This is a genomic window from Agrobacterium sp. rho-8.1 (assembly GCF_033957725.1).
Lineage (GTDB): Bacteria > Pseudomonadota > Alphaproteobacteria > Rhizobiales > Rhizobiaceae > Agrobacterium.
Map to the genome: position 1 here is coordinate 1,455,610 of NZ_CP192789.1, position 12,979 is coordinate 1,468,588.

Genomic DNA, 12,979 nt, shown 5'->3' on the forward strand with positions numbered 1-12,979 from the left:
GCTGATTTTGATGATCAACGAGAGAAGTGCAAGATGAAACGTGTTTTCAACCCACCCTCAGTACGTCAGCCATTCGGCGCCTATAATCACGGAATGCTTGTTGAGCCAGGCGCGAGTTTGCTTGTGACCTCCGGGCAACTGGGGGTTACTCCAGATGATATCATCCCGCCTGATATTTCTGCGCAGGCCGAATTATGTTTCAAGGCGATTGGTGCTGTTTTGGAGGAGGCGGGTATGACCTATGCGGATGTCATTCGCATTTGCGGTTTCGTGACCAGGCGTGAAGACTTCCCAGCCTATATGGCGGTTCGCGATCGTTTCACGCTCGATCCCAAGCCCGTTTCGACCTTGCTTGTCGTCGGCGGATTCACCCGTGCGGAGTTCCTGGTGGAGGTGGAAGTCACCGCGGCCAGGGTTTTTTAGGTTTTTAGATGTCTGTTTAAATCTCTTGGATACCGTGTTTTTCAGCGGCATCTTTAGAGGCGCAGCATCTCTGCGCGGACTTTTTCCAGAAATTTCGTGCGTGTCTCTACTGTGCAGTTGTTCATATCGTAGTGGGCGAGATAGGTGACGCCCCTTTTTGGATTGATCACCGCGCGCAACACCCGCGTCGCCATCTTTCTTGGTGGATCACCGGCAAGGAACGCGCGCCAGCGATTGCCGCCATAGGTCGTCACAACGACAAGCTTCTTGATGCTCGTCAACTTGCGGGTCAGCTTGCCCCTGTCGCCTTCATCCATGTCAAAGGTTACGCCGGGCAACCAGACGCGGTCGAAATATCCTTTCAGGATTGCTGGCCATCCAAAATTCCACACGGGTGTCACGATGACCAGCGCATCCGCTGCCCGCAACCTCTCCACATAGGACCGCACCGGCTCGATATTGGCCGGCACGGCGTGGTAGCCGAGGCGTTCTTCGCGGGTCAGGACAGGGTTGAAGTTTTCTGCGTAGAGATCGCAGTCATCCACCTCGTGTCCAGCCCTGCGAAGCGTTTCGGCTGCCTCCATATGCAAGGCGGAGCCGAAACTGGATTCAACAGGATGGGCGTGAAGGAGCAAAATCTTCATCAGCCACCCGCTGCCGCCAGACCAGGGAAAAGGTAGTTCTCACCGCTTTTGAAATCGAAGTCAGGGTTCTCCCAGGCGATCATCTTGCCAGGATTGAGCAATCCCTGAGGATCGGTCTCTTTTTTGAAGGCGAGTTGAACGGTATCCGTCTGCTTCATGCCGCCTTCCTCCAGAGTGTAGCGATGAGGATTGAAAATCGGGCACCCATTGTCCTGGTGGATTTTTATGATCTCCTCCAGCCGTTCCTCGGTCGTGAAACGCACCAGGGGCAGACCCGAGCACTGGATGTGGCCATCGAATTTGAGAAACTCCAGATGCCCCGGGACCTCGTCACCGAAAATCTCAGTCATTTTTTGGACTTTTGCGACATGATCAGGACCGGGATATTGAACCTGCAGATAGGTGAAGCTTGGATCGACCTTCAGCGCGCGCAGCGTCGTGTGGTTCCAGGCAAGTTCATAGGCGTGCGGTATGCCCTTCATGCTTTCCACTTTGTCGGAGCGAAACAGAATCTCTCCTTTTTGACGTTCGGTGAAAGCTGTAAAGGCATCCATGGATTGGGGTGCCACCATGAAAACGCAGATCGATTGGCCTCTGTGGCGGATGAATGGTTTGTGGCGCGGGAAATAGTCGTATGGGATCGGTGCGGCAATCGGAGCAATTTCCTTGACCAGAATACCGTTCTTGTGGGCGACGGCATCGCCGAGACGAACCGCATCCATGTAGTCGTCGTAACCAACAAGAACATCCACCCACTCATAGGCCGGTGCCAGCGGCATCTCGACCTCGACGATGATGCCGTTGGTACCATAGGCGTGGGTGACTTTTTGCAGGTCCCATGCCGTCAGATCGAGCAACCTTGGTTCTGCTTCCATCGTAACGACCTTCAGGCGCAAGATATTGCCCAGATCCCGCAACCCACCCCAATGGATCGAGCCAACGCCGCCAGAGCCTCCCGCGATGAAGCCACCGATGGTCGCTGACTGAGCGGTCGAGGGGTGGAAGCGTAGTTCCTGGTTGGAATGCGCCTTCGTCTGGCGGTCGAGTTCCGCGATGACAATGCCGGGCTCGGCGATCACGCGACCGGGATGGATTTCCTTGACCTTGTTCATGTTGATGAGGTTCAAGACAATCCCGCCCGATAGGGGCATGGCTTGGCCATAGTTGCCGGTACCGGCGCCGCGTGGCGTGACCGGCACGGAATGGGCATGTGCGACCTTGAGAGTTTGGATAACCTCTTCAACCGATTTCGGAGAAACGATGAGGTCGGCTGTGACGTTATCCAACTGACGTTTCAAAACGGGGGAGTACCAATAGAAGTCGCGGCTTTTCTGGCGCACAAGGGCAGGATTGTCTTCCGTTGCAATGCCTTCGAGCTCTTTCTTGATCTGCGCATAGTCGGCCATGTTTCACTCTTTCATCAGTATGGGATCAAGGTCTCGGTAGTCCGGCAAGCAACGGTCGATGGCCTTGCCATTGCGCACCACGACGCGGTCTGCTTGCGGCCGGGAAAGAAGTTCGCTCCACCGGCGCGCATTGAACAGCACCAGATCGGCTGGAAGACCTGGCCCGATGCGGCCAACATCCGGACGGCCCAGGATGTTTGCAGGCGTCGTTGTGACAATACGCGCAACGTCATCAATCGGGTGGTCCAGATGCAAAATCCGCACAGCTTCTCGCAGCACCTCGACGGCATCGAGATCGCCATAAGCGTAGAATGGATCGCGGGTATTATCGGAGGCAACGGCTGTCGATACACCGGCGGCCGTAAGTTCTTTGAACAGCGTCGTCCCGCGCCAGCGTGGCGTGCGACCCGCATGGCGGTCCTGCAGATACATATTGCACATCGGTAGTGACACGACTGAAATACCAGCTTCCGCTACTTTTTCTATGACCCGTTTTATTGTGTCGTCGTCCTGAAGTGCCAGCGAGCAGCAGTGACCGACGGTAACGGAGCCTTGGAAACCGGAGAGGCGTTTGGCATCGGCGATAGCCTCTAGCGTCAGCACTTCCCGGTCCTCCGTCTCATCGACGTGCAAGTCGATATCGAGGCCGTTGTCGGCAGCGCTGCGAAACAAGGTTTCGAGAATTCTAGCCAAATCCGGCAAAATGCGGGTCGCACCGCCCAAGAGGCCACCATGTCGCTTGGTTGTGGCGACGATGGCGTCGAAAACGGGTCTGTCGAGCACACTCTCAAGCGGGAGAAGGGCGACTGCCTGCAATACGATGCGATCCTTCCACTCTTGCTGGATCTCTGCAAACAGCGGAAAGGAGATATCCGTCTGCGGTGGGACGCTGTCCAGATGCGTCCGGATGAGTTTTGTGCCATGCGCAAAGGCGGCCTTCAGTGAAAACTCCATACGTGCACGAATGTCTTGAGATGACCAGTGAGCGACGCGGTCTGCGCGTACATTGTCCAGAGCGCCCGTAAATGTACCGTCCGGGTTTGCTCTCCGATCCCAAACATGGCCTTTGTCCAGATGGGTGTGCATATCGACAAAACACGGGAAAATCATGCCGTTGCGCAGGTCTGTTCGTGGCACATCTAAAGGAGCGGAACCCGCCGGTAAGATTGCCTCGATCTTGTTCCCTGCGATCACGACGTCCGCAGAAACCAGACCATCCTTTGCCGGTGCTTCAAACCCTTCCACTGTGACCGAGGGCAAAGTGGCATTGGTCAGCGCAAAACGTTCCCATTGCGGCAGTATCGTGAATCCATTTGTCATCAATTTTCTCTCTTCAGGCTGCTCTCATGCCAACGATGCAGGAAGAGCCAGGAAATAAACGAGGTGATGCAGAAGATAACAACCCCGAGCAGCGACAACAGCACCAATGCTGCAAAAAGCCGCGGAATGTTCAGCCGGTACTGTGATTCCAGTAGTCGGAATGCGAGGCCGGAACCGGCCCCGGCCGAGCCAGCCGCGAACTCCGCGACGACTGCTGCGATGAGTGCAAGCCCGCCGCCAATCCGCAGACCGGTCATAAAATAGGGCAGCGCTGATGGAAGTTTGAGATAGATCAGCGTTTGCCAACGGGAAGCGCCATAGAGGTCGAACAGGTTAAGCAGATTGTGGTCGACGCTTTTCAGTCCCTGCGCCATGTTCGACAGGATCGGGAAAAATGCGACGAGGAAGGCGCAGATCAGCAGGGCAATCTGGGTCGTCGGTGTGTAAATGAGGATCAGTGGTGCAATCGCCACGATCGGTGTCACCTGAAGAATGACGGTGATTGGATAGAGCGCAATCTCCAACCATCTGGATTGCACGAGAATGATGGCGATCCCCACGCCCCCCATCAAAGCCAATGCCAGTGCCTGAAGCGTGATCTTTGTGGTCACAAGTAGTGCCGGCGACAGCGTGCCCCAGTCATTATAGAGCGACTTTCCAACCGCGACCGGGCCGGGCAGGATATATTGCGGGATCGCATAGGCGCTGATGATGGCCTGCCACATCAGGATCATACAGATAACCACGGCGATCGGTATCGTGATGCGCAAAGCCATGTCGCGGTTGAAGGTCATTGGTGTTCTCCGCCATCCATGGCTTCGATCAGTACGTTGGATACCCTTTCGCAGGCCCGACGATATTCCTCCGATGTGCGATAGCGTGCATCCCGCTCCAGACTGGTAACAAGAGGAAAATCCGCATGCACGCGGCCCGGTCTTGGCCGCATGATCACGATGCGGTTGGACAGATAGGCGCTTTCGAAAACCGAATGCGTAACGAAGACGACAGCGATGCCGGTCTGTTTCCACAATGTCAGCACGTCGTCATTCAGCTTTTGCCGCGTGATCTCGTCCAACGCCGCGAATGGCTCGTCCATCAACAGCAATTTGGGCTTTGTCACGAGTGCGCGTGCGATTGAGACGCGCATCTTCATGCCACCGGACAATTCTCGCGGATATGCCTTTGCGAAATCGCTGAGGCCAACGGTTTCTAGCGCGCGCGCTACATCATCCCTGGCAGCTGATTTGGACACGCCCCGCAGCTTGAGTGGCAGATAGACGTTTCCAAAGACCGTCTGCCAGGGCATCAGCGTCGGTTCCTGAAAGACGAACGAGATATCGCCTTCCGGCAAGCCTTTCGCGTTGATACGCGAGCTTGGCCAGTCGATCGTGCCCGATGTGGCGTCTCCCAGCCCTGCGATAATCCTTAGCGCCGTCGATTTTCCGCAGCCGGAAGGCCCGAGCAGGCTCACGAACTCACCATTATCGATGCTCAACGATACATCGGAGAGCGCCAGCGTCCCATTTGAAAACTGCTTTGAAACGCCGCTCATGCTGACCAGCGGTCGTTTTCGACCTTCTTTGCCTGCGGGCAATTTCGAAACTGGCGATAGGGTCATTGAATGGCCTTGGCAAACGTCGTGGCGTGGAAAATCTTGATCCGTTGCGCGGTGTGATCATGCGTGACCCGCCAGAGCGAGGCGCATGATCCCGTCCTTTTTTCTTATTTTTTGAGGGCCATGCCCACGCCCTTGCAGACAAACTTCGTCGTGTACGCCTGCTTGTAATCCAGGTCAGCGGGTTCAACCCCAATCGCCACCATATCGTCGAAAAACTTCTTGTATCTCTCGTCGGTCATGCAGCCGATGCCCTTTGTCAGCGCCTCACCCGACTCAAGAATCCCGTATTCTTTCATCTTCGCGATCGAAAAGGCGATTTGACCATCCGTCATTTCCGGATTGTCTTTCTTGATGAGGTCGTTGCCTGCTTTGTTGTCACCGTAAAGATACGTGTACCACCCCTCCAGCGTGGCATCGACAAAGCGCTGAACCATGTCAGGCTTTTCATCCACAGTCTTTTGCATTGCGGTAATCATCGTCGAGTAGGGGGCGTATCCCGCATCGGCCAGCAGGAAGACCTTCGGCTTCCAGCCCGTCTGCTTCTCGATTTCATAGGGTTCCGAGGTCAGATAGCCTTGCTGTGCGGATTGCTTGTCGGCGATGAAGGGTGCGGGGTTGAACGTATAGGGCTTGTATTGCTCTTCCTTGAACCCGGGATAGTTCTTCTTCATCCACTCGAAGTAGGTTGCGAAGCCCTCCTTGCCCATGAATACGGTCGTCAGCTTGCTCATGTCTCCGAACGTCTCGATGCCAGCGTCAGGGTGCGCCATCAGCATCTGCGGATCTTTCTGGAACAGTGAGGCAACGCCGACCACCGGAATTCCCTCCTTGCGCGCATCCATGTCGCCCAACTGACCGCTCATGTAGAAATCGACTTTTCCGGCGAACAAAAGAGACCGGTTGGCAGCATTGGGGCCGCCCTGGACGATGGTCACTTTCAGACCATGGCGCTCATATGTGCCATCGGCCACGGCCTGATAAAAACCGCCATGTTCAGCCTGTGCCAGCCAGTTCGTTCCATAGCTGACCTCATCAAGTGCGGATGCTGGCTGGGCGGATAACGTAGCGGCGCATAAACCCAACGCGGCCACGTAACTCTTTGTCTTGGAATCTCTGAACATTTTGAATCGTTCCCTTTACAAGCATCATAGGCGTGCTCGTTCTCTTTCATTTGAGCGGTTGCATTGATCTTTGAAAAGCATCAAAATTCGTCCACATTGATGCCTTTCAGGCATCGCTTCTCAAACGAACTGCTGAAAATGGCGGCGCGTCTTAAAATTGAGCAAAGGACTTTGCCGGTGCTGCACTCAAGGAAACTTCGATACATCGACGAGATTGCCAGATGCGGCTCGATCCGCAAGGCTGCTGCCAGACTGAACGTGGCATCCTCAGCTATCAACCGTCAAATTCTGGCGCTGGAGGAAGAGTTGGGTGCGCCAATATTCGAGCGCATGCCGCGTGGACTAAGGTTAACCGCAGCAGGGGAGTTGTGCATTGAGCATATCCGCGAAGTTCTCAAAACCTATGAGAGAATGGAAGAGCGCATTCGCGGTTTGAAAATGCCCCAAGCAGGCAAGGTTTCGATGGTCGCGACCGTGGGCCTTGCCGCAGGACCGTTGCCAGAGATTGTCGCCAGCTTTATCGCCAAGTATCACAGAATACACGTCCACCTGCGCAATGATGGTCCGTCGACGACGATTTCACCGGTGCTGGCCGGCGAAGTGGATATCGGCCTTGGATTCAATATTCCAGCCACCCCCGGCATTCGTACGCTCGCCAATTTCGACATACCGATTGGCGTCGTGATGCCTCCCGGGCACCGATTGGCGGGTGATGGGCCAATCGACCTCGCCGATGTTGCGCAGGAACCTTTGGTTCTGGCGCAGTCCGGGACCAGTCTTCGCAACGTCATCAATCTGGCGTTCGCGCCGCTTTCTGTCGCTGTGCAGCCCGTGGTGGAGAGCAACGCGTCCGACATGCTCAAGCAACTGGTCAAGCTTGGAACGGGACTGACACTGCTCAATCCCCTTGACGTTCTAGCGGAATGCCGTCGAGGGGAGCTCGTTTTTCGCCCATTGGCTGGCCCACATCCCCGGCATCAGCCGATGAAGCTCTTTGCGCGTTCCCGTTCTTCACTCGACACGGTGACAAGTCTGTTTGTTGAGTTTCTGCTATCCCGATTGGCAGAGCTTGTGACGGAGTTGGAGACAAACGGCCATGTGCCGTCGCAGCGACAACTGGACAGAGCGGACAGCATTCATTTCACATAGAGATTGTCCAGCGAATAGTCTGACAGGTCGCGCAACAGGTCAATGAAGCCCGCGACCTGATGGCGACATATGGCAGAGCCCTTGGTTGCTGTTGCGGCGGCCGCATTTCCGACGACGCCGTGCGGATTGAGATCATGGGCAATCCAAGCAAGGGAGTGCGGTGGAAGTGGTTGTAAAAACCTGGACTGTTCTTTCATCCATTCGGCCTTGGACGTGAAGTTTTGGGCGTGCTCCATCCGCACGAGGTCGGGACGGAAGTGCAGCATCAGCGATGTCTCGACATCACCGCCATGTATTCCGAATTTCTGCTCATGCTCGGAGATCAAGCCCTCCGGGTTGCCGAAGCGGCCCCATTGCGTGCTGACAACGGCCATATGGTGTTTGACGCGCAACTCGCGGGCAACGATGCTCATGATATCGACATTTCCGCCATGGGAATTGACGATCACCATTTTGCGAACGCCCGCTTCGACAACCTTTGCGCCAATCGCGGTCCAGGCCGGAATGAGGATTTCGGCGCCGAACGACAGCGTCCCCGGTCCGTAGACATGCTCGTTGGCTTTGCCGATTTCCTGTGTCGGCAGGACAAGAAAGTCGAGGTCATCCGGTCGCTGAACTTTGAGTTCCTCCAACATTCCGTTTGCAATTGCAACGTCGGTTGCCACTGGCAGATGCGGGCCATGCTGTTCCGTCGAGGCGATCGGCAAGACAGCGATGGTCCGATCGACGGACAAGCCTGCAAAATCGAGGGTGTTCAGTTCATTCCAGTAAAACGGCTTTCCCATTCGCGTCCCTGCCTTCATCTTTTCGAAGACAGGCGTAAGAGATCGACAGACGCTCGAAAAGCATCAATTTTCGTCTGGCGCGATGCCTTTTTGTGCTCGCGCCCCGTTTGGTCATGATCGCCGGTTGGAATGATTTCCGCGACCGTCGAATATTGAGTGCCTTCTTTTTCCGCGATTTTCATTGTGCATCATAAATAGGCTTGACGGCTGTGGAATTAACGGTTTCATTGGAACCAATTCAAAATTGGTACGAACCATTGGATCAAAAAATACCTCTTAGAGCACCAGAGAACTCCAATTATGCGCTGGAGAGGTTGCGTGAACTGTTGCGGGTGACAACACTGTCCCCTGACGGAAAATTACCGACTGAGAGACTGCTCTCCGAGCGTTTTGGTCTGGGCCGACGGGAGATACGGCGAGCGCTGGAGGTTTTGGAAGCCGAGGGGCTCATCTGGAGAAAGCAGGGCGCGGGTACGTTTCTAGGACAGAAACCAGACAGCTGGAGCGAGCACGCCGCTAGTCTGGTATCCGGAACCAATTTCATGGAAATCATGGAAGTGCGCCTGCGGATAGAACCGCAACTTGCGCAACTGGCCGCCATGCGAGCCAAAGACGCTGACGTCGACCGTATGCGTGAGCTTCGCGACAAAATCTACGAACGCACAGATGCCGACTGGCGCGAGCTTTGGGATGGCTCGTTACACCGACTGATTGCGCAAACGGCTGCCAATCAGCTTTTCCTGTCTCTTTTCGATGTCATCAACCGCGTTCGCCAAGACCCCGTCTGGCAGTCGGTACGCGAGCGTGCGCGAAAGCAGGACAGGACCCTGAAAGAATCCCGTGATCAACACACCGAAATCATCGAGGCGATAGCGTCGCGAGATCCGGCGCGCGCCGGTGAGGCCATGCGCAACCACCTGCTGACGCTTCAGGAGCGCTTGATCCGCCAGACATCGATGGCGACACAGGATGGCCCCGCAGCCGAGCGGGAAACGGTGCAACACAGAGCGTCGACAGAGCAACCCAATCAGAGACCGGAAAACCGGCCGATTTCACCCAAACCACCAAGGGAACAGACAAAATGAAACGATTTGCTAGACTTTCCGGAATGCTTCTCATCGGTACGTTGCTGGCAACACCGGCGCTGTCGGCGGATCTGCGGATCGGCCTCATGGACGATGCCGATGTGCTGGACCCCGCTCAGTCCCGCACGTTCGTGGGTCGCATCGTCTACACGAGCCTTTGCGACAAACTGGTTGATCTCGACAACAATCTCGCTGTCATTCCGCAGCTCGCGACCAAATGGGCGTGGGGCGACAATGGCGGAACGTTGACGATGGATTTGCGTGAAGGCGTGGTCTTCCACGATGGCACGCCATTCAATGCCGAAGCGGTCGTCTACAACATCGATCGCAACATGACGTTGCCGGAATCGCGCCGCAAGAGCGAACTGGCCTCCGTCGCCAAGGTCGAAGCGACGGGGCCGTACCAGGTCAAGTTTACGCTGAAGAGCCCGGATGCCAGCCTGCTTGCACAGCTTTCCGACCGCGCTGGCATGATGATTTCGCCAACGGCTGGTAAAGAACTGGGTGCCAACTTCTCCAAGAAGCCGGTTTGCTCGGGTGCCTTCAAATTCGTCGAGCGCATTCAGCAGGATCGCATCGTTCTGGAGAAGTTTGCCGATTACTGGAACAAGGACAACATCTTCATCGACAAGGTCACGTTCCTGCCCATCCCGGATACGACCGTGCGTCTCGCCAACCTGCAATCGGGCGATCTTGATCTTGCAGAGCGCATTTCGGCGTCCGACGTCGCTGCCGTCAAGGCAGACGACAAGTTGAATTACGGAGAGGTTGTCGGTCCCGGCTACATGGCTCTGTATGTCAACATCGGCAACGGCGCCAAGGCTGACAATCCGTTCGGCAAGGACAAGCGCCTGCGTCAGGCATTCTCACTCTCCATCGACCGCGAAGCCATCAATCAGGTGGTGTTCGAAGGTACCGCGATGGCGGGTAACCAGCCATGGCCGCCAACGAGCCCGTGGTACAACAAGGACATTCCCGTTCCGGCCCGTGACGTCGAAAAGGCGAAAGCGTTGATGAAGGAAGCCGGTTTCGACAAGTACGAAATCGAGCTACAACACGCGAACAACACCACACAGACGCAGGCGATGCAGGTTATCCAGTCCATGGCAGCCGAAGCCGGATTCGATGTGAAGCTGAAGGCCACGGAATTCGCGACGCTTCTGTCCGAGCAGACGGCGGGCAATTACGTGCTGTCGCGCTCCGACTGGTCAGGTCGATCCGACCCTGATGGCAATATCCATCAGTTCGTGACCTGCAAGGGCGGCATCAACGACACCAAATATTGCAATCCGGAAGTCGACAAACTGCTGAACGATGCGCGTGCATCGACGGACAATGCCGTGCGCAAGACAAAATACGATGCGGCGACGAAAATTCTGGATGAGGATTTGCCGCTGATCTATCTCGGCCATCAGGCGTATCTCTATGCCTATTCCAAAAAGATCACCGGTTTTACACCATCCGGTGACGGTATGATCCGTCTGACAGGCGTCAAGAAAGCCGACTAAGTCTGCCTCGTGCACATGGCGAGACGCACCCATTGGCTGCGTCTCGCACTCCCGGTCCAAAAGCCTTGCCCGTATAAGGACTTGCTTTTATGCACATCTACATCGCCAAGCGGTTGCTGGTAGCGATCCCGACGCTGCTGATCATTTCCGTCTTTGTTTTTTCGCTGCAAAAGCTTTTGCCGGGCGACCCCATTCTCGCCATGGCCGGAGAAGAGCGTGATCCCGCGGTCATCGAACTGTTACGAGAGAAATACCGGATGAATGATCCGGTCGTTTACCAGTATTTTTACTGGATCGGGTCGGTCGTCCAGGGCGATTTCGGCGTATCGCTTCGCACCAACCAGCCCGTTCTGGAACTGGTGGCTGAAAAGCTGCCGGTAACGATCCAGCTCGCGCTGATGTCGATGTTCTTCGCCTTTGCCATCGGCGTTCCCATGGGCATCCTGGCCGCCGTCAAGCAGAACACCTGGATCGATTACGTCGCCAATATCGTCGCCCTGTCGGGGCTATCCATCCCGAATTTCTGGCTAGGGATCATGCTTATCCTTTTCGTATCCGTACAGCTTGGCTGGCTTCCGGCCTCCGGTTACGAGTCCATCTTTGTCGACCCCGTCAGGTCGCTGCAAACAATGATCATGCCCTCCTTCGTCTTGGGAACCGGGCTTGCGGCAACACTTATGCGGCACACGCGTTCGTCCATGCTGTCGGTGATGAAGTCGGATTATATTCGCACTGCGCGCGCCAAGGGCCTCTCCACGCGTGAAGTCGTGCTCAGCCATTCCTTCCGCAACGCGCTTCTGCCGGTCATTACGCTGACGGCGCTGTTGTTCGGGGAGCTTCTCGCCGGTGCGGTTCTGACCGAGCAGATTTTCACCATTCCCGGCTTCGGTAAGCTGATCGTCGATGCCGTGTTCAACCGTGATTATGCGGTGGTGCAAGGCGTGGTCCTGTGCACGGCGGTCGGTTTTATTTTCATGAACCTCCTGGCCGATGTCGTGACCGTTCTTCTCAACCCACGCATGAGGGCAACCCTATGAGCCTGACCGTAGAGGCAATGCCTGCCCAAAAGCCCAAGGCTGCGCAAAGCAGGGCCTGGAAAAAGATGAAACGCAATCGCAGCGCGATTGCCGGTCTCATCATCATTGCCTTCTTCACGCTGCTTGCCATTGCCGCACCCGTTTTGCCGCTGGCCGACCCGATCGCAACGAGCTGGGGAGCCATTCGCAAGGCGCCATCGGCCGCGCACTGGCTTGGTACCGATGATATTGGTCGTGACGTTCTGTCGAGAATGATCTGGGGTGCGCAGGCTTCGTTGATGGCCGGTGTGATCTCCGTCGCGATTGCCGTTTTGCTAGGCGTTCCGTTCGGGCTCGTGTCGGGGTATTTCGGCGGCTGGGTCGATCAGGTGATCTCGCGCATTACCGAAGCTTTTCTGGCCATGCCATTTCTGATCATGGCCATTGCGCTTGCCGCGTTCCTCGGACCGAGCCTGACCAATGCCATGATCGCCATCGGTCTGTCAGCGATGCCGATCTTCGTGCGGCTGACACGGTCGCAAGTCATGGCCGTCAAGACCGAAGACTATATCGAAGGCGCGCGCTCGATCGGTCTTGGCCATGGCGATATCATGCTGCGCTACATCCTGCCCAACATCGTGCCGCCCATCATCGTGCAGGCGACGCTGACGGTGGCGACAGCCATCATTGCCGAGGCCAGCCTGTCATTCCTGGGGTTGGGCCAACAGGCACCGGCGCCCAGCTGGGGCTCGATGCTCAACGTCGCCAAGAACTTTCTGACGCAAGCGCCATGGATGGCGATGTGGCCTGGGGCTGCGATCTTCTGTGTCGTGATCGGCTTCAATCTGCTGGGCGACGGTCTGCGTGATGCGCTCGACCCACGCGAAAACTAAGAATTTCTAGA

13 protein-coding genes are annotated in these 12,979 nt (G+C 56.1%); 6 read left to right on the top strand and 7 right to left on the bottom strand.

The window, feature by feature from the left end; genetic code table 11:
- Positions 1–33 precede the first annotated feature (33 nt).
- Positions 34–423 carry a RidA family protein gene (locus RMR21_RS21520; RefSeq protein ID WP_498671868.1) on the top strand — a complete coding sequence of 130 codons (390 nt, stop codon included), beginning with the start codon at positions 34–36 and terminating at the stop codon, positions 421–423.
- 53 nt (positions 424–476) lie between these two features.
- On the opposite strand, the gene RMR21_RS21525 is transcribed toward RMR21_RS21520, so the two are convergent.
- The 6 genes from RMR21_RS21525 to RMR21_RS21550 form a co-directional block, all read right to left on the bottom strand.
- Positions 477–1,067, bottom strand: coding sequence for an NAD(P)H-dependent oxidoreductase (locus tag RMR21_RS21525; RefSeq protein WP_498671443.1), 591 nt, complete (start codon positions 1,065–1,067; stop codon positions 477–479).
- Complete coding sequence (locus RMR21_RS21530; RefSeq protein WP_498671444.1) at positions 1,067–2,473, bottom strand: FAD-binding oxidoreductase; 1,407 nt, start codon at positions 2,471–2,473, stop codon at positions 1,067–1,069. The genes RMR21_RS21525 and RMR21_RS21530 overlap by 1 nt, the downstream gene beginning before the upstream one ends.
- A 3-nt stretch (positions 2,474–2,476) precedes the next feature.
- Positions 2,477–3,793, bottom strand: coding sequence for a cytosine deaminase (locus RMR21_RS21535; RefSeq protein WP_498671445.1), 1,317 nt, complete (start codon positions 3,791–3,793; stop codon positions 2,477–2,479).
- Positions 3,793–4,587 carry an ABC transporter permease gene (locus RMR21_RS21540; RefSeq protein ID WP_498671446.1) on the bottom strand — a complete coding sequence of 265 codons (795 nt, stop codon included), beginning with the start codon at positions 4,585–4,587 and terminating at the stop codon, positions 3,793–3,795. Before RMR21_RS21540 ends, RMR21_RS21535 begins: the two co-directional genes overlap by 1 nt.
- Positions 4,584–5,411: an ABC transporter ATP-binding protein gene (locus RMR21_RS21545; protein WP_498671447.1), complete on the bottom strand. Its 828-nt coding sequence runs from the start codon at positions 5,409–5,411 to the stop codon at positions 4,584–4,586. Before RMR21_RS21545 ends, RMR21_RS21540 begins: the two co-directional genes overlap by 4 nt.
- Positions 5,412–5,515: 104 nt before the next feature.
- Positions 5,516–6,532, bottom strand: coding sequence for an ABC transporter substrate-binding protein (locus RMR21_RS21550; RefSeq protein ID WP_498671448.1), 1,017 nt, complete (start codon positions 6,530–6,532; stop codon positions 5,516–5,518).
- A gap of 177 nt (positions 6,533–6,709) precedes the next feature.
- On the opposite strand from RMR21_RS21550, the gene RMR21_RS21555 reads away from it, so the two are divergent.
- Positions 6,710–7,681 (top strand): LysR family transcriptional regulator, encoded by a 972-nt coding sequence (locus tag RMR21_RS21555; RefSeq protein ID WP_498671449.1) that lies wholly within the window; start codon positions 6,710–6,712, stop codon positions 7,679–7,681.
- Here the strand turns inward: RMR21_RS21555 and RMR21_RS21560 are convergent.
- Positions 7,669–8,466, bottom strand: a complete 798-nt coding sequence (locus RMR21_RS21560; protein ID WP_498671450.1) for a creatininase family protein — start codon at positions 8,464–8,466, stop codon at positions 7,669–7,671. The genes RMR21_RS21555 and RMR21_RS21560 overlap by 13 nt on opposite strands.
- Positions 8,467–8,735: 269 nt before the next feature.
- On the opposite strand from RMR21_RS21560, the gene RMR21_RS21565 reads away from it, so the two are divergent.
- From RMR21_RS21565 to RMR21_RS21580, 4 genes are all read left to right on the top strand, one after another.
- Positions 8,736–9,551, top strand: coding sequence for a FadR/GntR family transcriptional regulator (locus RMR21_RS21565; protein WP_498671870.1), 816 nt, complete (start codon positions 8,736–8,738; stop codon positions 9,549–9,551).
- Positions 9,548–11,059: an ABC transporter substrate-binding protein gene (locus RMR21_RS21570; RefSeq protein ID WP_498671451.1), complete on the top strand. Its 1,512-nt coding sequence runs from the start codon at positions 9,548–9,550 to the stop codon at positions 11,057–11,059. Before RMR21_RS21565 ends, RMR21_RS21570 begins: the two co-directional genes overlap by 4 nt.
- A gap of 89 nt (positions 11,060–11,148) precedes the next feature.
- On the top strand, positions 11,149–12,096 hold the full coding sequence (locus RMR21_RS21575) for an ABC transporter permease (protein WP_174154714.1): 948 nt from the start codon (positions 11,149–11,151) through the stop codon (positions 12,094–12,096).
- Positions 12,093–12,968 (top strand): ABC transporter permease, encoded by an 876-nt coding sequence (locus RMR21_RS21580; protein ID WP_498671452.1) that lies wholly within the window; start codon positions 12,093–12,095, stop codon positions 12,966–12,968. Before RMR21_RS21575 ends, RMR21_RS21580 begins: the two co-directional genes overlap by 4 nt.
- Positions 12,969–12,979: the final 11 nt, after the last annotated feature.

What these genes read in the sequence shown, in the direction of transcription:
- RMR21_RS21520 (WP_498671868.1), top strand. Translation starts at nt 34, where the DNA reads ATGAAACGTGTTTTCAACCCACCCTCAGTACGTCAGCCATTCGGCGCC.
- RMR21_RS21525 (WP_498671443.1), bottom strand. Translation starts at nt 1,067, where the DNA reads ATGAAGATTTTGCTCCTTCACGCCCATCCTGTTGAATCCAGTTTCGGC.
- RMR21_RS21530 (WP_498671444.1), bottom strand. Translation starts at nt 2,473, where the DNA reads ATGGCCGACTATGCGCAGATCAAGAAAGAGCTCGAAGGCATTGCAACG.
- RMR21_RS21535 (WP_498671445.1), bottom strand. Translation starts at nt 3,793, where the DNA reads ATGACAAATGGATTCACGATACTGCCGCAATGGGAACGTTTTGCGCTG.
- RMR21_RS21540 (WP_498671446.1), bottom strand. Translation starts at nt 4,587, where the DNA reads ATGACCTTCAACCGCGACATGGCTTTGCGCATCACGATACCGATCGCC.
- RMR21_RS21545 (WP_498671447.1), bottom strand. Translation starts at nt 5,411, where the DNA reads ATGACCCTATCGCCAGTTTCGAAATTGCCCGCAGGCAAAGAAGGTCGA.
- RMR21_RS21550 (WP_498671448.1), bottom strand. Translation starts at nt 6,532, where the DNA reads ATGTTCAGAGATTCCAAGACAAAGAGTTACGTGGCCGCGTTGGGTTTA.
- RMR21_RS21560 (WP_498671450.1), bottom strand. Translation starts at nt 8,466, where the DNA reads ATGGGAAAGCCGTTTTACTGGAATGAACTGAACACCCTCGATTTTGCA.
- RMR21_RS21570 (WP_498671451.1), top strand. Translation starts at nt 9,548, where the DNA reads ATGAAACGATTTGCTAGACTTTCCGGAATGCTTCTCATCGGTACGTTG.
- RMR21_RS21575 (WP_174154714.1), top strand. Translation starts at nt 11,149, where the DNA reads ATGCACATCTACATCGCCAAGCGGTTGCTGGTAGCGATCCCGACGCTG.
- RMR21_RS21580 (WP_498671452.1), top strand. Translation starts at nt 12,093, where the DNA reads ATGAGCCTGACCGTAGAGGCAATGCCTGCCCAAAAGCCCAAGGCTGCG.